The 21,758-nt window shown below is 67.0% G+C and carries 20 protein-coding genes; 14 read left to right on the top strand and 6 right to left on the bottom strand.

Annotated elements, in window-relative coordinates:
- Nucleotides 1-22 precede the first annotated feature (22 nt).
- The 3 genes from DFR39_RS09385 to DFR39_RS09375 are packed head-to-tail and all read left to right on the top strand — an operon-like array spanning nucleotide 23 to nucleotide 2,288.
- Complete coding sequence (locus DFR39_RS09385) at nucleotides 23-877, top strand: alpha/beta hydrolase family protein (protein WP_133603292.1); 855 nt, start codon at nucleotides 23-25, stop codon at nucleotides 875-877.
- A gap of 38 nt (nucleotides 878-915) precedes the next feature.
- The gene (locus tag DFR39_RS09380; RefSeq protein ID WP_133603291.1) at nucleotides 916-1,473 is read left to right on the top strand and encodes a DUF1569 domain-containing protein; all 558 of its coding nucleotides are present in this window, start codon (nucleotides 916-918) and stop codon (nucleotides 1,471-1,473) included.
- 50 nt (nucleotides 1,474-1,523) lie between these two features.
- Nucleotides 1,524-2,288 (top strand): enoyl-CoA hydratase, encoded by a 765-nt coding sequence (locus DFR39_RS09375; RefSeq protein ID WP_133603290.1) that lies wholly within the window; start codon nucleotides 1,524-1,526, stop codon nucleotides 2,286-2,288.
- A gap of 40 nt (nucleotides 2,289-2,328) precedes the next feature.
- Here DFR39_RS09375 and DFR39_RS09370 read toward each other — a convergent pair whose 3' ends face one another.
- A complete protein-coding gene (locus DFR39_RS09370; protein WP_133603289.1) occupies nucleotides 2,329-2,958 on the bottom strand; it encodes a phage tail protein in 630 nt (209 codons plus the stop codon).
- A 3-nt stretch (nucleotides 2,959-2,961) separates the two neighbouring features.
- Nucleotides 2,962-3,753, bottom strand: coding sequence for a hypothetical protein (locus DFR39_RS09365; protein ID WP_133603288.1), 792 nt, complete (start codon nucleotides 3,751-3,753; stop codon nucleotides 2,962-2,964).
- Nucleotides 3,754-3,956: 203 nt separating this feature from the next.
- Between DFR39_RS09365 and DFR39_RS09360 the strand changes: the two genes are divergently transcribed.
- A complete protein-coding gene (locus DFR39_RS09360) occupies nucleotides 3,957-4,706 on the top strand; it encodes an SGNH/GDSL hydrolase family protein (RefSeq protein WP_133603287.1) in 750 nt (249 codons plus the stop codon).
- Nucleotides 4,707-4,715: 9 nt separating this feature from the next.
- On the opposite strand, the gene DFR39_RS09355 is transcribed toward DFR39_RS09360, so the two are convergent.
- Together DFR39_RS09355 and DFR39_RS09350 are read right to left on the bottom strand one after the other, a co-directional pair.
- Nucleotides 4,716-5,894, bottom strand: a complete 1,179-nt coding sequence (locus DFR39_RS09355; RefSeq protein ID WP_133603286.1) for an NAD(P)/FAD-dependent oxidoreductase — start codon at nucleotides 5,892-5,894, stop codon at nucleotides 4,716-4,718.
- Nucleotides 5,895-5,898: 4 nt separating this feature from the next.
- A complete protein-coding gene (locus DFR39_RS09350; protein WP_133603285.1) occupies nucleotides 5,899-6,336 on the bottom strand; it encodes an acyl-CoA thioesterase in 438 nt (145 codons plus the stop codon).
- 189 nt (nucleotides 6,337-6,525) lie between these two features.
- On the opposite strand from DFR39_RS09350, the gene DFR39_RS09345 reads away from it, so the two are divergent.
- Nucleotides 6,526-8,367: an ABCB family ABC transporter ATP-binding protein/permease gene (locus DFR39_RS09345; RefSeq protein ID WP_133603284.1), complete on the top strand. Its 1,842-nt coding sequence runs from the start codon at nucleotides 6,526-6,528 to the stop codon at nucleotides 8,365-8,367.
- 76 nt (nucleotides 8,368-8,443) lie between these two features.
- Here DFR39_RS09345 and DFR39_RS09340 read toward each other — a convergent pair whose 3' ends face one another.
- Nucleotides 8,444-9,097 (bottom strand): PEP-CTERM sorting domain-containing protein, encoded by a 654-nt coding sequence (locus DFR39_RS09340; protein ID WP_133603283.1) that lies wholly within the window; start codon nucleotides 9,095-9,097, stop codon nucleotides 8,444-8,446.
- Nucleotides 9,098-9,270: 173 nt separating this feature from the next.
- Between DFR39_RS09340 and DFR39_RS09335 the strand changes: the two genes are divergently transcribed.
- From DFR39_RS09335 to DFR39_RS09315, 5 genes are all read left to right on the top strand, one after another.
- Nucleotides 9,271-10,197, top strand: coding sequence for a LysR family transcriptional regulator (locus DFR39_RS09335; RefSeq protein ID WP_133603282.1), 927 nt, complete (start codon nucleotides 9,271-9,273; stop codon nucleotides 10,195-10,197).
- Between the two features lie 246 nt (nucleotides 10,198-10,443).
- Nucleotides 10,444-11,334 (top strand): amino acid ABC transporter substrate-binding protein, encoded by an 891-nt coding sequence (locus tag DFR39_RS09330; protein WP_133603281.1) that lies wholly within the window; start codon nucleotides 10,444-10,446, stop codon nucleotides 11,332-11,334.
- 82 nt (nucleotides 11,335-11,416) lie between these two features.
- Nucleotides 11,417-12,154: an amino acid ABC transporter permease gene (locus tag DFR39_RS09325; protein ID WP_133603435.1), complete on the top strand. Its 738-nt coding sequence runs from the start codon at nucleotides 11,417-11,419 to the stop codon at nucleotides 12,152-12,154.
- 2 nt (nucleotides 12,155-12,156) lie between these two features.
- Nucleotides 12,157-12,822, top strand: a complete 666-nt coding sequence (locus tag DFR39_RS09320) for an amino acid ABC transporter permease (protein ID WP_133603280.1) — start codon at nucleotides 12,157-12,159, stop codon at nucleotides 12,820-12,822.
- Nucleotides 12,823-12,836: 14 nt separating this feature from the next.
- Nucleotides 12,837-13,571 carry an amino acid ABC transporter ATP-binding protein gene (locus tag DFR39_RS09315; RefSeq protein ID WP_133603279.1) on the top strand — a complete coding sequence of 245 codons (735 nt, stop codon included), beginning with the start codon at nucleotides 12,837-12,839 and terminating at the stop codon, nucleotides 13,569-13,571.
- A gap of 80 nt (nucleotides 13,572-13,651) precedes the next feature.
- Here the strand turns inward: DFR39_RS09315 and DFR39_RS09310 are convergent, their stop codons facing one another.
- A complete protein-coding gene (locus DFR39_RS09310; protein ID WP_246030761.1) occupies nucleotides 13,652-14,521 on the bottom strand; it encodes a DUF4394 domain-containing protein in 870 nt (289 codons plus the stop codon).
- A 358-nt stretch (nucleotides 14,522-14,879) separates the two neighbouring features.
- Between DFR39_RS09310 and DFR39_RS09300 the strand changes: the two genes are divergently transcribed.
- The 4 genes from DFR39_RS09300 (at nucleotide 14,880) to DFR39_RS20165 (ending at nucleotide 21,709) form a co-directional block, all read left to right on the top strand.
- Complete coding sequence (locus tag DFR39_RS09300; RefSeq protein ID WP_162849475.1) at nucleotides 14,880-17,897, top strand: ImpA family metalloprotease; 3,018 nt, start codon at nucleotides 14,880-14,882, stop codon at nucleotides 17,895-17,897.
- 97 nt (nucleotides 17,898-17,994) lie between these two features.
- On the top strand, nucleotides 17,995-19,026 hold the full coding sequence (gene pyrC / locus DFR39_RS09295; protein WP_133603275.1) for a dihydroorotase: 1,032 nt from the start codon (nucleotides 17,995-17,997) through the stop codon (nucleotides 19,024-19,026).
- Nucleotides 19,027-19,034: 8 nt separating this feature from the next.
- Nucleotides 19,035-20,186 (top strand): helix-turn-helix domain-containing protein, encoded by a 1,152-nt coding sequence (locus DFR39_RS09290; RefSeq protein WP_342776818.1) that lies wholly within the window; start codon nucleotides 19,035-19,037, stop codon nucleotides 20,184-20,186.
- A 17-nt stretch (nucleotides 20,187-20,203) separates the two neighbouring features.
- On the top strand, nucleotides 20,204-21,709 hold the full coding sequence (locus DFR39_RS20165) for a helix-turn-helix domain-containing protein (RefSeq protein WP_162849474.1): 1,506 nt from the start codon (nucleotides 20,204-20,206) through the stop codon (nucleotides 21,707-21,709).
- Nucleotides 21,710-21,758 lie beyond the last annotated feature (49 nt).

Below are 21,758 nucleotides of genomic sequence, written 5' to 3'. Positions count from 1 at the left end.
TTTCTTTTCCCGGAGGGTCGCCATGATCCGCTTTCGCGCCAGCGATGGTTTCGAGCTCAAGGGCCATGTCTATGGCGACCCCGGCACGGCCCGGGCCGGCCTGCTGATCGCGCCGGCCATGGGCGTGGAGCAGCGCTACTACGCCGACTTCGCCCACTGGATGGCGGCCCAGGGTTGGCTGGTGCTGAGCTTCGACTACCGCGGCATGGGGGCCTCGCGCCCGGCTGCGATGCGCGGCTCGCTCAAGGGCCTGGAGGCCGATATCCGCCTCTGGGCCGAGCGCGATGCCAGCGCGGCCCTGGATGAGCTGGACCGCCGCCTGGGTGTGGGCGAGCGCCCCATCCACTGGCTGGGTCACAGCCTGGGCGGCCAGATCCTGGGCCTGCTGCCCAACCGCGAGCGCGTGAGCCGCGCTGTGACCGTGGGCACGGGCAGCGGCTACTGGCGCGAGAACGCGGCCGGCCTGCGCCGCTATGTCTGGTGGCTGTGGTACGTGGTCGTACCGCTGAGCCTGCCGCTCTTCGGCTACTTCCCGGGCCGTCGGCTGCGCAAGGTGGGCGATCTGCCGCGCGGCGTGATGGCGCAGTGGCGGCGCTGGTGCCTGGACCGCGACTACATGATGGGCGAGGGCGGTGCCGCCCTGCGCGCCCAGTACGCGGCGCTGCGCACCCCCATGCTGTCCCTGGCCTTCACCGACGACGAATTCATGTCACGGCGCAACACCGAGTCCCTGCATGGCTTCTACGCCGGTGCGCGGCCCGAGCTGCGGCGCATTGCCCCGGCCGATATCGGTGTGCGCCGCATCGGCCACTTCGGTTTCTTCCGCAAGCATTTCGAGACCAGCCTCTGGCCGCAGGTGAGTGCCTGGCTGGCCTGAGCTTCGGCGGCCTGATTCATTCATTTTGATTTCCGCGCATGACCACATCCCGCCCCCATCGCTGGCCGCGTCGCCGTCTGCTACTGGCCGCGGTCGGCGCCCCGGCCCTGCTCAGCGCCTGCCAGGGCACCCTGGTCGATGAGCGCTTTGCCCGCTGGGACAGCGCCCGCGAGGCCGTGCTGGCCCTGATGCAAGGCCAGCAGCAGTTGCAGCACCCGGCGTGGAATCTGCCGCAGCTGCTGCAGCATCTGGCGCAAAGCATCGAGTTCTCGCTGCAGGGCTACCCGCAGGCGCGCAGCGCCGTCTTCCGGCACACCGTGGGGCGGGCAGCCTTCGGGGTGTTTGACGCCCGCGGCCAGATGAGCCACGACCTGGCCGAGCCCATTCCCGGTGCGCCCGCGCTGCAGGCCGATCTGAGCCTGCGCGATGCGGTGCAGCGCCTGCTGGACGCCATGCAGGCCTTTGCGGCCCACCGCGGCCTGCTGGCCCCCCATTTCGCCTACGGCGTGCTGAGCAAGGCCGAGTATCAGCGCGCCCATCTGATGCATCTGGCCAATCACTGGAGCCAGATGCAGAGCACCCAGGCCGTGGCCTGAGCCGCGCAGCCCCGACAATCCCACGCAGTTCCAACACAAGGAGACCCGCCATGAGCATCAAGACCGCCACCGTCAACGGCGTGCTGACGATAGAGATCGCCCGCCCCGAGAAGAAGAACGCGCTGACCCGCGCCATGTACCAAGGCATGGCCGATGCCCTGGTGGGTGCCAATGAGGACAAGAGCGTGCGCGCCGTCCTGATCCAGGGCCAGCCCCAGATCTTCACCTCGGGCAATGACATCGAGGACTTCATGGCCAGCCCGCCGCGGGATGAGGACGCGCCGGTGTTCCAGTTCATGCGCGCCCTGCTGGGCTGCGAGAAGCCGGTGATCGCGGCCGTGAACGGCGCGGCCATCGGCATCGGCACCACCCTGCTGCTGCACTGCGATTTCGTCTATGTGGCCGATGATTCCCGCCTGGCCATGCCTTTTGTCGGCCTGGGCCTGGTGCCGGAGTTCGGTTCCAGCCTGGTGGTGCCGCGTCTGATGGGCCATGTGAAGGCGGCCGAGAAGCTGCTGCTGGGCGACCCTTTCACCGGCGCCGAGGCCGTGGAATGCGGCATTGCCAACGCCGTGCTGCCGGCCGGCGAGGTGGTGAACCAGGCCCGCCGCGTGGCCGAGCGCTTCAACAATCTGGCGCCCAGCGCCGTGCGCGAAAGCAAGCGTCTGATGCGCGCGCCGCAGGCCGAGCAGCTGGAAGCTGTGATCCGCCAGGAGGCCGAGATCTTTGGCGCCCGTCTGCGCAGCCCCGAGGCCATGGAAGCCTTCCAGGCCTTCTTCGAGAAGCGACAGCCGGACTTCAGCAAGTTCGACTGATCGCTTGCCGGGGTGGCGCCTGGCCACCCCGCGGGCGGGCTCAGGGGCGCGAGGGGTAGATGCCCTCAGTGGCGATGCAATAGCGCATGCCCAGATAGGGGTTGCGGATGGGGAAGGGCTGGCCAAGCCCGGCGCTGCCGACCGTGACTGCGCCCGCGGCCATGGCCGTGTCACTGCCAGCGCTGCTGTAGACATTGCTGCGCGCCAGCTTGGCGGGCAGCGTGCCGGCGGGGCTGTCGGTATTGCCGGCCGCACTGACCGCGCGTAGCTGCGCGCTGTGTGTGTGGGGGGGCAACTGCGCCACGGTGAGCTGGGCGTTCTCCTGGCCGGACTGTTCGCCCAACTGGATATTGGATAGCCCGGGGCCCGTACCGACACCGATGGGCGCGCGCCCACGCAGGTCCGGCAGTGCAAAGGTGGTTTGACCGTTGCCGCCATAGGTCGTGCCCAGCAGGGAGAACAGGGCCGTGTTCTGCGCGATGGACATGATCTGGCCCGCGGCTTCCGCGTAGCCTCGTGGACAGAAGGTGAAGGCCACCTGGCAGACGGAGCCGATATAGGGCTCGGTGTTGCAGGCCTGGGCCGGCGCGGCGGCGGCAAACAGCCCTAGGGCCAGCAGCAGGCCTGGCAGCGGACGAGATGCCTTTGAGGAGTGAGTCAGATCGATCATGATTCAGGACCTTTCTTGCACGGGGGGAGCCAGGGGGGAGGCCGGATGCGCACGGCGCTGCAGCGCCCAGGCCCCGCCCAGCAGGGCGATCAGCGCCAGGGGCAGGCTGCCGGGCAGGGGGATCTGATTGTTCCCACCGCTGCTGCGCACTTCTTCCAGCAAAATCGTGCTGAACAGTGAGGCGCTGTAGCTGCTGCTGCCGTCCCCGAAAGCGCCGCCGCGCTGGCGTTGCAGACCGCTGATGGCCAAGCTCTGTCCCGGCGCCAGGATCAGACTGAAGCTGTCGTCCAGGCTGTTCTCGGCCCGGTTGTTGCCAGGGTTGAGGCTGTCGGCCTGGTAGTCCGTGTAATAGAGCTCGTTGAGATCGGCATCCTTGATGCTCAGGTCCGAAAAGGCGAAGGCGTCGCGTCCGTCGACATTGACGGCATTTCGGGTATCGACCCGGAACAGCACGGTGAAGGTCTCGCTGAGCGAGCTGTTCACCAGGTTCAGCGAGAAGTCGGCGAACAAGCCATCGGTCTGCACGGTCGTGAAGTTGCCCGTGCTGCCCGACATCGAAAAGCTGGCGCCGAAGCTGTCGCCGGTCTGCAGCAGATTGGCACTCAAGCTGCTCGGCGACAGACTTGCCGGGGAGCCGCTGAAGCTGCTGCTGCCCGGACTGCTATTGCTGTGAAAGATGCTGCCGCTCTGACTGGCGCCACCGACCGGGTCTTTGGAATTGCCGGTATCCAGGCCGACCCACGCGCTGATGCTGAGACCGGATGGCACCGGGCCAGCATGCAGTGGGGCGCTCATGCTCAGGACCAGGCCGGCCCCGAGAAGGATTTGGGAGAGAGACCATTTCATGCTGAAAACTCCCGCATATGAGGTTGGGTGAACGCCGCAGGATGTGTGCCATCCAGGAAAAACATCATGGAAACAAAGACTTGGCGCCTGTGTTTTGTGCGATGGCCGCCCTTTTGTAAAGAAGTTCGACACGGCGGCGACCGAGGACTGAGATGCTGAGATTGGGCTGTAGCGTCTTGCTGGCGCCGCTGCTGATCTGGCAGGGACGCGATGTGCGTCGCCGCGCCTTGCGGCTCCCCGAGGCCATAGGGCCCAGACAGGGCAGCGCGGGCCAGGGTGGGCTGGGCCTGCGCGTGCTGATCGTGGGGGACTCTTCGGGAGCCGGTGTCGGTGTCGGGACGCAGGAAGAGGCGCTGGCGGGCCGGCTTGCTCAGGCGCTGGCGCAGCGCTTGGGCGCTCGGGTGCAGTGGCAGTTGCTGGCGCGCACGGGGCACACCACGGCCGAGGCGCTGGATCATCTGGCTCAGGCCCCGGAAGTGTTGCCGGCGGATGTGCTGGTCACGGCCCTAGGTGTGAATGATGTGAGTGCTGGCTTGAGTGCGGGGCGCTGGCTCGATCAGCTGGCGCAGCTGCATCGCTTGGCGCTGGCGCGCGCCGGGGTGCGCTACACCCTGCACAGCGCCGTGCCACCCATGCATGACTTCCCGCTGCTGCCCCAGCCCCTGCGGTGGTGGATGGGCGATCGGGCCGCCAGCCTGAACCGGGCTTTGGCGCAGCAGCTCCAGGCCTGCGGTGACCGCGGTATGGAGTCCTTTGCCCTGCCTCGGCAAGGCGGTCATGCCTTGCCCGGTCTGATGGCCGCCGACGGGTTCCACCCGGGCCCCGCCGGTTACGCCTTGTGGGCTGAGGCCCTGGCGGAACGCCTGGTGCGGGAGTGGCAAGCGGTGGGCCGCCGCCTCTGAGTCGCGGGCTCAGATCACATTGCGTTCCAGATAGGGCTGACCCAGTGCCAGGCGGCGTGGGCTCAGCGGGCTCAAGTCCAGGCTGCGGTATTCGCCGTGGGCGATCCATTCCGCCAGACCCCGTCCGACGCCCGGTGCATGCTGCAGACCATGACCGGAGAAGCCGCAGGCCAGCAGCAGATTGGCGCAGCCCTGATCTTCCAGCGGGCCGATCAGGCCGTTGTGGTCAAAGCTGTTCATTTCGTAGTAGCCGGCCCAGGCGCGCTGCTGGCGCAGCTGCTCGAAGCCGGGCACCCGGGCGGCCAGAGCGGGCCAGAGCCGTTCCTCGAAGAGATCGGGCTCGGGGTCCAGGGGCAGGTTGCTGGGATCGGCCGGGTCCAGGGGCGGGCCGCCGCAGATGAACTGGCCCTCGCCCTCGGGGCGGAACCACAGGCCCGAGGGGTCGATCACCAGGGGGCAGTCGCGCGCCGCCTCGGGCGTGTGGAAGGCATAGACGCTGCGTCGCTTGGCCTCCACCGGCACCTGCAGGCCGGCGCTGGCGGCCAGGGCGCCGGACCAGGCGCCGCAGGCCAGCACATAGAGATCGGCCTGCAGGCGCGTGCCGGAGCGGCAACGCACACCCATCAGCGCGCCCTGGGCGTCGCGCTCCAGGGCCAGGGCTTCATCGGCCAGATACCGCACCCCTCGCGCCAGGGCCTGGCGGCGGTAGTGCTGCAGCAGGCCCCAGCCGTCGAACCAGCCTTCGCCGCGGCGGCCCCAGGCGCCGAGTTGCAGATCATCCGTGGCCAGCCAGGGCCAGCGCTGGCGCAGCGCGGCCGGGGCGAGCAGCTCGATCTCGGCGCCGGCCTGGGTTTGCAGGCGGTGCAGCTCGGCCAGACCCTGGGCGCCGGCCTCGCTGTTGGCCAGATAGAGGTAGCCGCGTTCCACCAGGGCCGCTTCGGGCCCCAGCTCCCGCAGCACGGCCAGGCCGTGCAGGGACAGGGCGATGTTCAGCGGCGTGCTGAACTGCTGGCGGATGGAGGCGGCCGAGCGTGACGAGGAGGCGAGCTGGTAGCCGGGGTCGCGCTCCAGCACCTGCAGATGCAGATCAGGGCGCAGGGCTGCGAGCTGGGCGGCCACGGCGCTGCCGATGGCGCCGCCGCCCAGGATCAGCACCGAGGCCCCGGTGGCAGCGGGCTGGCCGCGCATGGGCTCAGGCTGCCGGGCTGGTGGCGGCTTCGGCGAAGGGGCGGGGCTTGCCCTCGCGGTCGATGGCCACATAGGTGAGATTGGCCTCGGTGACCTTGACCACCTGCGGATTGGCGGGATTGCGCTCGGCCACCACTTCCACATGCACGGTGACCGAGGTACGGCCTATGCGTCGCACGCTGGCGTAGAAGGACAGCAGATCGCCCACCGAGACCGGCTGCTTGAAGATGAATTCATTGACGGCCACGGTGGTCACGCGGCCGCGGGTGATGCGAGCCGGCAGCACCGATCCCGCCAGGTCGACCTGGGCCATGATCCAGCCGCCGAAGATATCGCCATTGCCATTGGCGTCGGCCGGCATGGGCATGACGCGCATCACCAGTTCGCGCGGGTGAGCCGGGGCTAGGGCGGGGGAGGCGGCGGTCGAGGAAAGGTCGGACATGGTGCTTGAGGCCGGCGCGTGGCAAGCCTGTGACAATGAGGGTTAGAACAAGAAATGCCAAGACCCTTGAGCCTCCATAGGGGAAGCTTGGGGCCTGTTGCAGCTTGACGCTATTGTCCTCCGGCGCCAGCCCGAGGCTGGCGCCATGGGGTGACAGCGCTTGCCCAAGTCCCCAGCAAATTGCACGCCATGCGAGCCCGCGTCAGCCAGCCCCCACCCCAAGACTCCGCCCACTCTCCTGCTCCCGCTACCGCCTCGGCCTCGGCGCCGGCGCGCTCGGACTGGGCCACCATTGCCAAGCTGCTGCCCTATCTCTGGCGCTATCGCTGGCGCGTGGGCCTGGCCCTGGCCTTCATGCTGGGTGCCAAGCTGGCCAATGTGGGCGTGCCGGTGCTGCTCAAGAACCTGGTGGACAGCCTGAGCCTGGCGCCGGGCGATGCCCGCGCCCTGATGGTGGTGCCCATGGGCCTGCTGCTGGCCTACGGCGGCCTGCGCCTGTCCACCTCGCTCTTCACCGAGCTGCGCGAGCTGATCTTTGCCAAGGCCACCGAGGGCACGGCGCGCTCCATCTCGCTGCAGGTCTTCCGCCATCTTCATGATCTGAGTCTGCGCTTCCATCTGGAGCGCCAGACCGGGGGCATGACCCGCGATATCGAGCGCGGCACCCGGGCGGTGCATTCCCTGATCTCCTACTCGCTCTACAGCATCCTGCCGACCTTGATCGAGGTGGGGCTGGTGCTGGGCCTGCTGGCCTACAAGTTCGATGCGATGTTTGCCTGGATCACCGTGGGCGCCCTGGTGGTCTATATCGCCTTCACCATCCTCGTGACCGAGTGGCGCACCAAGTTCCGCCGCCAGCTCAATGAGCTGGATTCGGTGGCGCACACCAAGGCCATCGATTCCCTGCTGAACTACGAGACGGTCAAGTATTTCAACAACGAGGATTTCGAGGCGCGTCGCTACGACGAGAGCCTGGAGGCCCTGCGCCGTGCCCAGCTCAAGTCGCAGACCACGCTGTCCCTGCTGAACAGCGGCCAGCAGCTCATCATCGCCGTGGCCCTGGTGGCCATGCTCTGGCGCGCCACCCAGGGCGTGGTGGAGGGGCGCATGAGCCTGGGCGACCTGGTCATGATCAATGCCTTCATGATCCAGCTCTACATCCCGCTCAACTTCCTGGGCGTGATCTACCGCGAGATCAAGCAGAGCCTGACCGATCTGGACAAGATGTTCGGCCTGCTGGAACGCGAGCGCGAGGTGGCGGATGCGCCCGGCGCGCCGGCCCTGCAACTGGCCGGGGCCACGGTGCGCTTCGAAGCGGTGCGCTTCGGCTATGAGGCGGCGCGGCCCATCCTGCAGGAACTCAGCTTCGAAATCCCGGCCGGCAAGAAGGTGGCGGTGGTGGGGCCCAGCGGCGCGGGTAAGAGCACCCTGGCCCGGCTGCTCTACCGCTTCTACGATGTGGACGGCGGGCGCATCAGCATCGATGGCCAGGACATCCGCACGGTGAGCCAGGCCTCGCTGCGCCGCGCCATCGGCATCGTGCCCCAGGACACGGTGCTCTTCAATGACACGGTGGCCTACAACATTGCCTACGGCCGCCCCGGCGCCACGCGCGAGGAGATCGAGGCGGCGGCGCGCGCCGCGCATATCCACGACTTCATCGCCGCCTCGCCCAAGGGCTACGAGACCCTGGTGGGCGAGCGCGGGCTCAAGCTCAGCGGCGGCGAGAAGCAGCGTGTGGCGATTGCCCGCACCCTGCTCAAGGACCCGCCCCTGCTGATCTTTGACGAGGCCACCTCGGCCCTGGACTCGCGCAATGAGCGCGCCATCCAGGCCGAGCTGGAGGCGGTGGGTCGCAACAAGACCGTGCTGGTGATCGCGCACCGCCTCTCCACCGTGGTGGACGCGCACGAGATCCTGGTGATGGAGGCCGGCCGCGTCGTCGAGCGCGGCCGCCATGCCGAGCTGCTGGCCCGCCAGGGACGCTATGCCCAGATGTGGCAGCTGCAGCAGTCGGGCGAGGGGGGCTGAAACCGGCCGCGCGGCGGCGCGCGCCCATGAAAAAGGCCACGCATGGCGTGGCCTGATCGGCGGGGGCGGTGAAGGCTCAGGCGGCGCCGGTCCTGCGGCGGCGGGCACAGCCGGCGGCGGCCAGGCCGGCCACCAACAGGGCCAGGCTGGCGGGCTCGGGCACGGTCTGGTTGCCGCCGCTGCCGAAGCTGATGTCGTCGAAGAAGGCTTGGCCGCTTGCCCCGCTGAAACGCACGGCGTAGGCCGTCCCATCAAAGCTGAGCTTGGTGCCACGGCTCCAGTTGCACAGGTCCAAGGTGCCGCAGCCGACCTGACTCACGCTATTGAGCAGGAAGCTGCTCAGCACCTTGCCCTGTTCGTCCAGCAGGCTCACGCCCACATCGATCTGGTCCGTGGTGTAGCTCAGGGTCAGGCTGTCCTGGAAGCCGCCCTTGACGCGCGCCAGCAAACTGGCCGGGCCGCTCATGGCGTCCGAGATCAGGGTTGCCGCCGCGATACCGGAGGGCGTATTGCTGAAGTTGCCCAGGCCGCCGGCCCCGCGGGCGTTCACCACCCAGCCCTCGCTCTCGAACAGCACGCCACTGCTTTCGTACTGGTCGCTCAATCGCACCAGGCTGTCCGGCTTGTCTGTGGCGGTGAACAGGTTCTCGAAGTTCAGCACCGGGGCGGACATGGCGGCCGTGGCGCCCGCCAGCGTGAAGGTTGCGATCGCGGCCTGGATGAGCTTCATGGTGGATGCCCCGATATGGGTTGTTTGAACGGTCTGCGCTAGCCTGACCCAGCTGCGTTGACTGTACTCAAGCGTTCTGAGAAAGCATGACCTGGCCCCCCTCCATCCAGGGGGTGCTTGGGGTGTGGGAGGCCCGCAGATGGGGGTTTGCCCGGGCGGGCTACACTGCCCGCGTGGAAACCAAGTGGCTTGAAGACTTCGTCAGCTTGGCCGAGACGCGCAGCTTCTCGCGTTCGGCCCAGCTCCGGCATGTGACCCAACCGGCCTTCTCGCGGCGCATCCAGGCGCTGGAAGCCTGGGCGGGGGTGGACCTGGTGGATCGATCCTCCTATCCGACCCGGCTCACGGCCGCGGGCGAGACTTTGCTGGACCAGGCCATCGAGATCCTGGGTAGCCTGCAGGCCACGCGCAATATGCTGCGCAGCCATCAGGCCGCGGGCCAGGACATGATCGAGTTCGCCGTGCCGCACTCCCTGGCCTTCAGCTTCTTCCCGCACTGGCTGATGGAGTTGCGCCAGCGTTTCGGCGCCATCAAGACCCGGCTCAATGCGCTGAATGTGCATGACGCCATGATGCAGCTCAGCGAGGGCAATTGCGACCTGCTGCTGGCCTACCACCATCCCAGCCAGCCCTTGCAGCTAGACCCGGAGCGGTACGAAATGGCCTCGCTGGGGACCGAGACCTTGGCTGCTTATGCCAAGGCCGATGCCAATGGCCATCCCCTCTTTCACTTGCCGGGGCACCCAGGACAGAAAATCCCGTTTCTCAGCTATGCCGCGGGTGCCTACTTGGGGCGCTTGGTGGAGCTGATCGTCAAGGACGCGCCACTGGCCCTCAACTTGGATGCGATTTACGAGACAGATATGGCCGAGGGGCTCAAAGCCATGGCGCTGGAGGGGCATGGCCTGGCCTTTCTGCCGGCGAGTTCGGTAAAAAAGGAGCTGAAAGCTCGTCGGTTGGTTCAGGCGGCCCCTTCAGGCGCCTTTGAATTGAGCATGGACCTGCGCATATACCGCGAACGCCCCGAGGTTGCACGTCGCAGCAAACCAGCTGCTCAGTCGCTCTGGGACTTCTTGTTCCAGGCGGGCTTGATGCGCTAGTGTTTTCCCCAGTTGGTCATGTTGGCCTGGCATGACGGAGATGCATTTTCTGCATTGGGCGTGCCTAGTTGCTGTCGCTAGAGTGCGGCGCTTGTTGCGAGTTTCCCGCCGGATCAGAGCCGCGCCGGAAAAATTCTTTGGCAAGCTGCGAAGCGCAGGCTCAAATGCGTAAAACTGCGTACTTGGTAAGAAGTGGGCCCATGGTCTGCTTCAGACCTTGGGATTGAACTTGAACCAGGAGCTCTTATGAAGAAGACATTGCTTGTGCTGGCCGTTGCTGCCGCTGCCGGTGTTGCGCATGCGGACACGCTGAAGAAGATCAAGGACAGCGGCGCGGTCACCATGGGCGTGCGCGAGTCCTCCGGGGCTCTGTCCTACACGCTGGGCGACGGCAAGTACGTCGGCTACCACGTGGAAATCTGCCAGAAGGTGCTGGCCGATGTGCAGAAGCAGCTGGGCCTGGCCAAGCTGGACGTGAAGTACCAGCCCGTGACCTCGCAGAACCGCATCCCCCTGGTTCAGAACGGCACCGTGGACATCGAGTGCGGCTCGACCACCAACAATGCCACCCGCCAGAAGGACGTGGCCTTTGCCGTGACCACCTTCGTGGAGGAAGTGCGCATCGCTGTCAAGGCCAACTCGGGCATCAGCAATATCGCTCAGCTCAATGGCAAGACCGTGGCCACCACCACCGGCACCACCTCGGTCCAGACCCTGCGCAAGCATGAGCGCGCCACGGGCGTGGACTTCAAGGAAGTGTTCGGCAAGGACCATGCCGACAGCTTCCTGCTGCTGGAGTCGGGCCGTGCCGACGCCTTCGTGATGGACGGTGCCATCTTGGCCGGCAATATCGCCAAGGCCAAGAATCCGGCTGAGTTCAAGATCGTGGGCGAGGTGCTGTCGGTGGAGCCGATCGCCATCATGATGCGCAAGGACGACCCCGCCTTCAAGAAGGCCGTGGACGACAGCATCAAGGCCATGATGAAGTCCGGCGACATCGCCAAGCTGTGGACCAAGTGGTTCGAGCAGCCCATCCCGCCGTCCAACACCAAGGTCGGCATGGCGGCCAACGACAACACCAAGGCGGCTTGGGCCAACCCGAACGACAAGCCGATGGAAGAGTACGCCAAGAAGTAATCCGGGCGCTTGACTGATGGCTGAGAGGCCGCCCGGGCTGTAAACGGGCGGCCTCGTTTTTTGAGGGGATTTCGCGGTGGCGATGACATGGGATTGGCAGGTGTTCTGCAAGGACACCATCGACGGTGAGGTGCGCGCCAGCTGCTTTGGTAGCGGTGGCGACATCACCTATCTTGACTGGATGCTGTCCGCCTGGGGCTGGACCCTGAGCGTGGCGTTGCTGGCGCTGGTGGTGGCCCTGGTGTTTGGCTCGCTGATGGGCATCTTTCGCACCACGCCCAGCAAGGCCCTGGTGGCCCTGGGCAATGCCTGGACCGAGCTGTTCCGCAATATTCCGCTGCTGGTCCAGGTCTTCCTCTGGTACCACGTGCTGCCCGCGCTTATCCCGCCGCTCAAGCAGGTTCCCAGCTTCCTCCTGGTGGTGTTTGCCCTGGGCTTCTTCACCTCGGCGCGTATTGCCGAGCAGGTCAGGGCCGGTATCCAGAGCCTGCCCAAGGGGCAGCGCTACGCGGGGCTGGCCATGGGCTTCACCCTGCCGCAGACCTATCGCTATGTGCTGCTGCCCATGGCCTTTCGCATCGTGATCCCGCCGCTCACCAGCGAGAGCATGAACATCATCAAGAACTCCTCGGTGGCCTTCGCGGTCTCGATCGCGGAGCTGACCATGTTCGCCATGCAGGCCCAGGAGGAAACCTCCAGGGGCATCGAGATCTATCTGGGGGTTACGGGCCTGTACTTCATCTCCGCCTTCGCGGTCAACCGCATTGCGCTATTCATCGAGCACCGCGTGGCCGTGCCCGGCATGGTGGGGGGCAAGTAAGCATGAATCTCGACTTCAGTTTCATGGACTGGAACCTGGTTTCCAGTTTCGTGCTCAAGGGTCTGGTGTTCAGCGTGCAGCTGACCCTGATCGCCATGGTGGGCGGCATCGCCCTGGGCACCGTGCTGGCGCTGATGCGCCTGTCGGGCAAGAAGTGGCTGGCCGTTCCCGCCGCCTTCTATGTGAATACCCTGCGCTCCATCCCCCTGGTGATGGTGATCCTGTGGTTCTTCCTGCTGATTCCCTTGCTGATCGGCAAGCCCATGGGCGCGGAGCTCTCGGCCATGATCACCTTCACGGTGTTCGAGGCGGCCTACTTCTCTGAGATCATGCGTGCCGGCATCCAGAGCGTGCCCAAGGGCCAGGTCTATGCAGGCTACGCGGTGGGCATGACCTACCGTCAGACCATGCAGCTGGTGGTGCTGCCCCAGGCCTTCCGCAATATGCTGCCGGTGCTGCTGACCCAGACCATCATCCTCTTCCAGGACACCTCCCTGGTCTACGCCATCGGGGCCTATGACCTGCTCAAGGGCTTCGAGGTGGCCGGCAAGAACTTCAACCGCCCGGTCGAGACCTATCTGGTCGCGGCCCTGGTCTACTTTGTCATCTGCTTCTCGCTGTCGATGCTGGTGCGTCGCCTGCAGAAGAAGATTGCCATCATTCGCTAAGGGCTAGAAGCGCCATGATCGAAATCAAGAACGTCTCCAAGTGGTACGGCCCCTTCCAGGTGCTGACCGATTGCACCACCAGCATCAAGAAGGGCGAGGTGGTGGTGGTGTGCGGGCCCTCCGGCTCGGGCAAGTCCACCCTGATCAAGACCGTCAACGCGCTGGAGCCCATTCAGCAGGGCGACATCATTGTGGACGGCACCAGCCTGACCGATCCGCGCACCGATCTGCCCAAGCTGCGCTCGCGCGTGGGCATGGTGTTCCAGCACTTCGAACTTTTCCCCCATCTCTCGGTCACCGAGAACCTGACCATTGCCCAGGTCAAGGTGCTGGGCCGCAGCCTGGATGACGCCAAGGCACGCGGCCTGAAGATGCTGGACCGCGTGGGCCTGATGGCCCACAAGGACAAGTTCCCCGGGCAGCTCTCCGGCGGCCAGCAGCAGCGCGTGGCCATCGCCCGCGCGCTGTCCATGGACCCCATCGTGATGCTGTTCGACGAGCCCACCTCGGCCCTGGACCCCGAGATGGTGGGTGAGGTGCTGGACGTGATGGTGCAGCTGGCCAACGAGGGCATGACCATGATGTGTGTGACGCACGAGATGGGCTTTGCCAAGAAGGTCAGCAACCGCGTGATCTTCATGGATGCCGGCAAGATCGTCGAGGACTGCCAGCGCGACGAGTTCTTTGGCAACCCGGAAGCGCGTTCCCCGCGTGCCAAGGACTTCCTGTCCAAGATCCTGCAGCACTGAGCCTGCACCGCGCTGGGCGCGGCCTCGCTGAACAACAAGGGCGCCCATGGGCGCCCTTGCTCTTTGCGGCCTTGGAGTGCTCAGGGCTCGATGGCGGTGCCCACGACGGGCTCGCCGCCAGCGATGGTGCCGATCAGCGTGGCCCGGCCACTGCTCAGCTCAATGCGGTACCAGCGCGAGACGCTGCCCTGGCGCACCGCGGCATAGGCCGTATTGGAAACATCCGAGATGTCCAGGCTGGCGTGGGCGAAGCTGCCTATGCCCAGCGAACCCACCGTGAAGAGCCGCCCGGTGTTGGGCGAGATCAGGGGCTGCACCCCTTCCTTGCTCCCCTGGTGCACCAGGGTGCCCAGCCTGCCGTCCAGGGCGTAGTTGGTGGTGATCTTCTCGTCGTCCTTGTTGTAGCTGTAGCCGGCCGCCACGATGCCTGGCTCCTTGCCGGCATTGGCATCTCCGTTGTCATATCGCAGTGGCTCATCGAGCTGCAGTCCTGCCTGCTCGGGCTTGGCGTCGACGATGGCGCCCGTGTCCGGGTGCAGGCGTAGATTGAAGCCTTTGTCGTTGACGACCCGGATGCGGTCCACCGTGGGGTTGAAGTCAAAGCCCCATTCGCTGGCGCCTTCGCGGGTCAGGGCTACGGGTGCTCCCACGGCAGTGGCCCGGCCGGTCGCGGGGTCTATGCGATAGAGCTGGCCGCTGGCACCCAAGCCGAAGAGCTGGCCCTTGGCCACCCGGTAGTCGATGCCCAGCAGATGATCGCCCGGGGCCAGGCCGTCGAGCTGCCTGCGTGCAAGCAGTTGCTGTGGCTGCCCGGCGTTGAACTGGATCAGCTGATGGCTGGCGGTCACGGCATAGATCATCTCCTTGGCGGGCGGGCCCAGCGGCTCGGCGGAGCGGCTGGCGCAAGCGCCGAGCAACACGCTCAGTGCCGTGCAGGCGATGGCGGACACGGGACGGACTCGGAAGCAGATCACGTTGCTCTCCTGATCATGGACTCCGGCTATTGTTGGCCGAGCCGCTCGCATCGCAGCGCTGCCCTGACGCCGTCCTGTCCGGAAATTCACGCCGGGCGGGCCTCGCCTCGTACGACTTGTGAGTTCTGCAACGGGGCGTTTCTGGAAATGCGACTTTGTGCGCATTTCGCGCAATTTCACCCTGCCTGAGCGCAATTGCATGGCCGCTGAGCGCCGGGGACATATCGGGCCCGCCCCCCCCTTCCTAGACTGCGCAGCGTCTTCCCCTGCGGGAGCCGGCGACTCGTCCTGCTTCACCCGAGTCTGCCTTGTCCACCCATCTAGCGAGAGTTCCATGTTTCAGCCGTCCCGTTCTGCCGTGCCCCTGCGTCTGGCACCTTTGACGCTTGCCCTGCTGGTGGGCTTGTCCCTGCAGGGCTGCATGGATGAGGAGCCGTTGGAGGAGGACAAGGTCGCGGCCCAGGGCCAGCCCAATGCGGGCGTTGAAAGCCTGCCGCCGGTGGAGGAGCCCAATCACTCGGCCCCCGGGGCTTCGCAGCCCGGTGCCACGGGACCTGCCGGCACCCCGACGCCGGACGGCTCGATATCCAGTGGCGCACAAGACGCTGGCACGAACGTGCAGCCCCCGCTGGACGGCGACGGCAATCCCGTGCTGCCCCCCGCCCCAGCCCCCGCGCCTTCGCCGGCTCCGGCACCGTCCCCGGCTCCGGCTCCGGCTCCGTCTCCGGCTCCGGCTCCGGCTCCGCTGCCTGTCGATCCCATTGCCCGTGCACTCCAGCTGGGTGACGCCACGGCGCTCAACGCATCGCACCAGCCGACCCTGCTGGAGCGTGCCACCAAGCTGGCCGTCGACCTGGGCAATGCCCAGATGCCGGCGGTGCGTGCCATCCTGGGCAGCGATGCCGCGGCGCTGCAGCTCAATCACGGCACCAACAGCACCACGGTGAACATCGGCAAGGCCAGCATCGCCGTGCCGCTGCTGACTGCCGACGGGGGGCAGGGCATGGCGGCGCTGTCCATGACAGGGCAGGGTCGGGGCCTGGTCTACGGCGCCGACGTGTTGAGCTGGATGGCCGGCACCACCCGCGAGCAGCAGCATTACCCGCTTTTCCGTCGGGCCATGAACTGGGTCGTGACCGGCAACGCCGACGCCAACCTGCCGGCCCAGCTGCAGGTGGGGGTGGCGGCCTACAACGGCAATACCGTCAAGCAGTACCTGACGCGTGCGGGCAGCAGCGCCGTGTTGTCCTCCTGCGCCGTGGCCGATCCCGCCAACACCTGCTGGCGGCAACTGGACCTGATCGTCTTTGGCGGCGGTGTCGCTGATCATCCGGCCCTGCCTGCCCTGGTGCGCAGCTACCAGGACGCCGGCAAGGCGGTGGTGGTGATGCAGTCCGGCTGGAATGCTTCGGCCGGTCTGCAGCGCGTGGTCTCGGGCATGGGTATCAGCCTGGGCGGCTACCCGGGCAACTACTTCGCGGCGGCCTCCGGTGTCTCGATCGGCGCTTCGCGCAACCCGGCCGAGATGCTGGCCAAGGCGGACCAGTTCGGCGGGCTGGTGAACAGTCTGCGCATGCTGCCGCGCAATGATCTGACGGTGGATTTCTCCACGGACAGCTCGGCCCTGCAGCCCATCAATCTGGTCAGCACCTCGCTCGCCCGTCTGCAGGGTGCGGGTGAGAATGTGTTTGCCGACACCGACGCCCAGCTCTTCCAGTACCTGGCCCTGTGGGCCGATGTGCAGCGTCTGTCCGTGCGTTATGGGTCGCCCCTGTCCGTCAAGGGCAATGCCGGTGACTTCATGCGCACCTACGCCTCGGACTCCTGGCTGGTCTTCAATCGCAAGGCGACCACGGTGCCGCCCAATGGTGCGGGTGACTACATGCCGCCCCAGGCCCGCGATATGGCGGTCAGCGCCGAGTGGGAGACCGTCACCGTCACGATTCCGCAAACCGGCGGCGTGACGCTGATCGGGCGCGCATCCGTGCCCGGCAAGCCGGTGCAGCTGGAAGTGCTGGATGCAGCCGGCGCCAGCTCGCTGGCGGTACAGACCAGTCATCTGCGTGCCTGGGGCAATCCGCTGACGGACAGCAGCTACGCCCGTCCTCGCCGGCCGCACTCCTACGCCATTCCCTTGCGCGGGACGACCGACTTTGTCTCGCCCTTCGGCGGCCCGCTGATGCTGTCCTACAGCGGCGCCAAGGCCGGTAGCGTGATCACGCTGCGCGTCAAGGGCTCGGCCAAGTACGCCCATTTCGACTTCACCAAGAACCCCGGGCAGGCCGAGATCGACGAGGCCCTGGCCGCGCTCAAGAAGGGCGACTTCGGCTGGCAGACCAACAAGCTGGTGGGCGGCGAGATCCAGCAGATCACCAAGTACGCCAAGAGCGCCATCGGCAACGCCGACCCGCGCGCCTATGTGCTGAACAACCTCAAGGACGGTCTGTTCAACAGCAATCACTTCGCCAACGGCTACAACAATATGCCCATGTCGGCCACGGCCAGCGGCCTGTGCGGCGAGTTCGGCTGGGACTGCAGCTCGGATGCCCTGCACCGTGCGCCCAATGTGCAGCACTTCGTGGGCTGGATCGCCACCTGCGGCTTCCTGTGCTCGGGCAATCCGTCGGATGGCTCGGCCGGCCTGGCCGTGGGCTGGGGCTGGGCGCATGAGCTCGGACACAACACGGTGCAGCGCGTGATGCGCATGACGCCCGGTGGCAAGGGCTGCTCCACGGAGTGTGACAACAACATCCTGGCCAGCGCCACCATGCTGCGCATCTACGAGACCCTGGGCCTGGACACCGGCCACAACCTGGACCATCCGGGGCTCTATGCCATGCTGAGCGCCAGCCGCAGCGCTGGGCTCACGGGCGAAGCCCTGCGCGCCGATATGCAGCAGCGCCTGTGGTGGGGAACCTCCCAGAACCCCATGCGTGCCGTGCACTTCCAGCTCGCCTTCCTCTACACCCGCGAGCGTCACGGTCTGGCCCAGCCCAGCATGCAGACCACGCTGGAGTTCCTGCAGCTGCTCACCAAGGGTGATCGACTGGTCGCCCGGGCCTGGGACGCCAACAACCGCGGCAAGTACGCCATGGGCCGCTACGCCAGCAACACCATCAAGAACGAGGACCTGTTCTACGTGCTCAGCTCCAAGATCATCGGGCAGGACGTGCGCAAGTACTTCGAGATGTATGGCCTGCCCCTGAGCCCCGAGGCGCTGGGTTCGGTGGAGGATCTGAAGCTGCCGCTGGCGAACCGGGCCTTCTATGCCCTGCCGGCGGGCAAGCACAACCGCCTGGCCACGGGTCGCTGGGTGGATATCGAGGCCGCCGTGCCCGCCTACCCCTTCTGACACCATGGTCCGGGCCCGTGGCGACACGGGTCCACCTGCAGCGGGGCCTGTTGGAAAACAGGCCTTTTTGCTTGAGGGCGATGCGAAAATGCAAGCCATGAACGAACTCAGCCTCATCCGCCCCGACGACTGGCATGTGCATCTGCGCGACGGCGCAGCCTTGGCGGCCGTCCTGCCCGCCACGGCCCGCCAGTTCGCCCGTGCCATCGTGATGCCCAATCTGCGCCCGCCCGTGACCACGGCCGAGCAAGCCAGCGCCTATCGCCAGCGCATCCTGGCGGCCCTGCCGGCGGGAGCAAGCTTCACCCCGCTGATGACCATGTACCTCACCGACAACACGCCGGTCGAGGAAATTCAGAAGGCGCGCGAGGCGGGCGTGGTGGCGCTCAAGCTCTACCCGGCCGGTGCCACCACCAACAGCGATGCCGGCGTGACCGACATCCGCAAGACCTACAAGACCCTGGAAGCCATGCAGCGCGAGGGCCTGCTGCTGCTGGTGCATGGCGAGGTGACCGACCCCGAGGTGGATGTCTTTGACCGGGAGGCCGTCTTCATCGATCGCGTGATGCAGCCGCTGCGTCGCGACTTCCCCGAGCTCAAGGTGGTGTTCGAACACATCACCACGCTGGAGGCGGCCCAGTACGTGGCCCAGTCCGACCGTTTCACCGCGGCCACGCTCACGCCGCAGCACCTGCTCTACAACCGCAACGCCATCTTCACCGGTGGCTTGCGCCCGCATTACTACTGCCTGCCGGTGCTCAAGCGCGAGCAGCACCGGCAAGCCCTGATCCAGGCCGCCACCTCGGGCAGCCCCAAGTTCTTCCTGGGCACCGACAGTGCGCCCCATGCGTCGGTCATGAAGGAGAACTCGGTGTGCGGCGCAGGTTGCTACACCGCGCTGTCGGCCCTGGAGCTCTACGCCGAGGCCTTCGAGGCCATGGGTGCCTTGGACAAGTTGGAAGGTTTCTCCAGCCTGCACGGCCCCGACTTCTATGGCCTGCCGCGCAACACCGAGCGAGTGACCCTGCGCAAGACGGCCTGGACCCTGCCGGAGTCCGTGCCCTTCGGCGAGGCCCAGCTCAAGCCGCTGCGCGGGGGTGAGACCCTGCACTGGCAGTTCGTGGGCTGATCGCGCTCTTGAGAGGCCTTGACCTTTTCCATCTGCAGCCTCTGTACCAGAGTTTGGCCGACCGGCCGGAGCTGCTGGAGCGGCTTGAACAGGTTGTAGGCCTGCGCCGGGTGCCGGCTCAGCAGCAAGGACGCTTGTCCTCTGCTCAGCTGATGCAGCTCTTCGAGCTGCTGCATGCCCAGGGAGAGCCGCACGCGGGCGCCAAGCTGGCGGCTCAGGTCGATCCCGGTGTGGCGCATGGTCTGGTGTATTTCTTGCGCAGCCATGCCAGCCTCGGTCAGGCTCTGCAAGCCCTCAACGATCTGAGTCCCTGGTTGCTGCCCGACGGCCACTGGCAGATGCATGGTGGCGCTTCGACGCTGCAGATCAGCATGGCCCCGAGTTACGAGTCGCAGCGCCTGGGACGGCTGCTGCGCTACGAGTCCGGTCTGGTCTGGTTACATGGTCTGATCGCGCGTTGCCTGGACCGCGCGCCCCCCGTAGAGCGTGTGGCCTGCATGACGGCCGATGTCGGACGGGGCGCCGAGCTGGAGGCTCTGCTGGGCTGCACGGTGGAGTTCGGCGCCCCGAGCTTTGCCTTGCACCTCCCCCTGAGCTGTCTGGACTGGCCCCTGCCAGGGCACAGCCCGGGTCTGGTGCACGCATTGCGGGAAGCGCTGCAGCGGCAGTTGCCGCGCCAGGCGGCCGCCAGTGACAAGGCGGAGCAGCTGCTGCGCTGGCTGCGCCGTCAGACCGATCTCAGCGGCATCTCGCTGGAGGATGCGGCCCGGTACTTCGAGTGCAGCCCGAGCACGCTGCGCCGCTGGCTGGCCCAGGAGTCGGTCAAGTTTGCTGACTTGCTGCAGATGCAGCGCAGCTGGCGTGCCTTTATGGCGGTTCTGGATCGTCGCATGCCTCTGCCCGAAGTGGCTGAAGCGCTGGGTTATGCCGACAGGGCGGGGCTGGAGCGTGCCTTCCACGCTACCTTCGGTCTGCGCCCGGCCCAGTTGCGCCAATGGCTCAGCGATGTCCAGGGCCAGCAGGGTCTGGGCCTAGCGGAGGCATTAACGCAGATGGCAGCCCAGGCCCGCCGGGAATCCCGGCCCGAGGCTCTGGTGCGCTCGCTGAGCCAGGCCGCTGACACCTTGCCCCTGCAGATCCGCGATGCCGCTGCGCCATGAATGAGTTGCCGGATCTCATGGTAGAGCTGAGGCAGCTGCAGCCCCTGTACGCGCTGCTGTCGCCCCATCCAGGCCTGCGGGCCGAGCTTGAGCAGCGCTGGGGGCTGGAACGCGTGGCGCCCAATGACGCCCGTCGGCTGAGTACGGAGCAGGTGGTGGGCATGAATGAATGCCTGCTCGCCCACGGCTTGCCGCATGTGCCGGCCGAGCTGGCCAGCCGGGTGGATGACAGTGCCGGCGAAGGCCTGCTGTATTTCGCGCGCAGCTGTGCCACGCTTCGCGAGGCCCTGGCCGAGCTGTTGTGGCGCCAGTCGGGCTGGCTGCCCTGGGCGGTGCTGAGCCTGAGTGAGGAGGGGGGCGAGCTCTTCCTGCGCATGCATCCCCGCGCGGCCGCGCCGCCGCTGGGCCTGCTGATGTATTGGGAGGGCACTTGGGCGTGGATGCTGGGTCTGCTGCGTGTCTGCCTGCCGGGCGAGTCGGTGGCGCTGGATGCTTCCGTCATGACGCCCGACAGCCCGTGCCCCGGGCAGCTGGCCGGACTGATGGGCCTGCCGGTTCGCTTCGGCGCGTCCTGCTTCGAGATGCGCCTGCGCCCCGAGCTGTTGGATATGCCGCTGCCGGGTGCCAACCCCGCCTTGCGCCAGACACTCTCGGTCTGCTTTGATCTGCTGGAGCTGTACCTGCCGACCCCGCCGCGCATGCGGCTGCGTGCGCAGGTCAGGACCAGCCTGCGCCAGGCCGCCCATGGCGCGGACCTCGGCCTGGAGCCGGTGGCTCAACAGCTGGGGCGCTCGCCCGCCAGCCTGCGGCGTCAGCTGCAGGCCGAGGGCTGCAGTTTCAGCGCGACGCTGCAGGCGCATCGCCAAGGCCTGGCCTTCGAGGCGGTGGTCGAGCAGGGGCAGGCTCTTGAGCTGATCGCGCCTCAGCTGGGCTATGCCGGTGCGCCGGCGCTGACACGTGCAGCGCGCAAGTGGTGGGGGGCGGGACCGCTGCAGCTGCGCGAGGACTTCCTGCGGCTGCAGGCCCTGGGCGGCCTGTCGGACTGGGCCTGCCCCTTGCGTCTGCCCAGCCTGAATCCGGCCGAGCAGGGGCCCGATATGGCGGCCCTGACCTATGCCCTTGGGACTGCCTGCCTGCAGGGCTTTGCCGCGCCTGCTGAAGAGGCCTCGACCCAGGGGCTGGCCCAGGATCTGTGCGCAGCCCGTAGCTGGCTGAGGCGGGACCGCCATGAGCCCTGGCCTGTCGGGCCGCTCGCCGATCCGGCGCGCATGGCGCAGCCGCAGGGCTGGGCGGCCCTGGGTGCCAGCCTGCTGTGGCGTCTGGTGGGGCGCGACTATGCGGCCTGGCTGGAGCGCCAGCCGACAGCGTCATGGCCGCAGCTGCTGGAGTGGGAACGTGCGCACTTCGGGCTGAGTCGGGTCGATGCCGCCGCCTTGTTGCTGGCACGTTGGGGGCTGCCCGGAACCCAGCTGGAGGCGTTCCGAGCGCAGCCGATCCCGACCCCGGTACCGTTCAGCAGCTAGGATCGGCCCGCCAGGCGAGGAGCCTGCACCTACCGATACAGGAGAGCGA

It is taken from the genome of Roseateles asaccharophilus (genome assembly GCF_004362405.1).
In the GTDB taxonomy this organism is placed as follows: Bacteria; Pseudomonadota; Gammaproteobacteria; order Burkholderiales; family Burkholderiaceae_C; genus Kinneretia; species Kinneretia asaccharophila.
This window is presented reverse-complemented; position numbering and strand designations above follow the sequence as displayed.

Bases quoted from the DNA above. Each gene is read 5' to 3' on its own strand.
- DFR39_RS09385 (WP_133603292.1), top strand. From the start codon at position 23: ATGATCCGCTTTCGCGCCAGCGATGGTTTCGAGCTCAAGGGCCATGTC.
- DFR39_RS09380 (WP_133603291.1), top strand. From the start codon at position 916: ATGACCACATCCCGCCCCCATCGCTGGCCGCGTCGCCGTCTGCTACTG.
- DFR39_RS09375 (WP_133603290.1), top strand. From the start codon at position 1,524: ATGAGCATCAAGACCGCCACCGTCAACGGCGTGCTGACGATAGAGATC.
- DFR39_RS09370 (WP_133603289.1), bottom strand. From the start codon at position 2,958: ATGATCGATCTGACTCACTCCTCAAAGGCATCTCGTCCGCTGCCAGGC.
- DFR39_RS09365 (WP_133603288.1), bottom strand. From the start codon at position 3,753: ATGAGCGCCCCACTGCATGCTGGCCCGGTGCCATCCGGTCTCAGCATC.
- DFR39_RS09360 (WP_133603287.1), top strand. From the start codon at position 3,957: ATGCTGAGATTGGGCTGTAGCGTCTTGCTGGCGCCGCTGCTGATCTGG.
- DFR39_RS09355 (WP_133603286.1), bottom strand. From the start codon at position 5,894: ATGCGCGGCCAGCCCGCTGCCACCGGGGCCTCGGTGCTGATCCTGGGC.
- DFR39_RS09350 (WP_133603285.1), bottom strand. From the start codon at position 6,336: ATGTCCGACCTTTCCTCGACCGCCGCCTCCCCCGCCCTAGCCCCGGCT.
- DFR39_RS09345 (WP_133603284.1), top strand. From the start codon at position 6,526: ATGCGAGCCCGCGTCAGCCAGCCCCCACCCCAAGACTCCGCCCACTCT.
- DFR39_RS09340 (WP_133603283.1), bottom strand. From the start codon at position 9,097: ATGAAGCTCATCCAGGCCGCGATCGCAACCTTCACGCTGGCGGGCGCC.
- DFR39_RS09330 (WP_133603281.1), top strand. From the start codon at position 10,444: ATGAAGAAGACATTGCTTGTGCTGGCCGTTGCTGCCGCTGCCGGTGTT.
- DFR39_RS09325 (WP_133603435.1), top strand. From the start codon at position 11,417: ATGACATGGGATTGGCAGGTGTTCTGCAAGGACACCATCGACGGTGAG.
- DFR39_RS09320 (WP_133603280.1), top strand. From the start codon at position 12,157: ATGAATCTCGACTTCAGTTTCATGGACTGGAACCTGGTTTCCAGTTTC.
- DFR39_RS09315 (WP_133603279.1), top strand. From the start codon at position 12,837: ATGATCGAAATCAAGAACGTCTCCAAGTGGTACGGCCCCTTCCAGGTG.
- DFR39_RS09300 (WP_162849475.1), top strand. From the start codon at position 14,880: ATGTTTCAGCCGTCCCGTTCTGCCGTGCCCCTGCGTCTGGCACCTTTG.
- pyrC (WP_133603275.1), top strand. From the start codon at position 17,995: ATGAACGAACTCAGCCTCATCCGCCCCGACGACTGGCATGTGCATCTG.
- DFR39_RS20165 (WP_162849474.1), top strand. From the start codon at position 20,204: ATGGTAGAGCTGAGGCAGCTGCAGCCCCTGTACGCGCTGCTGTCGCCC.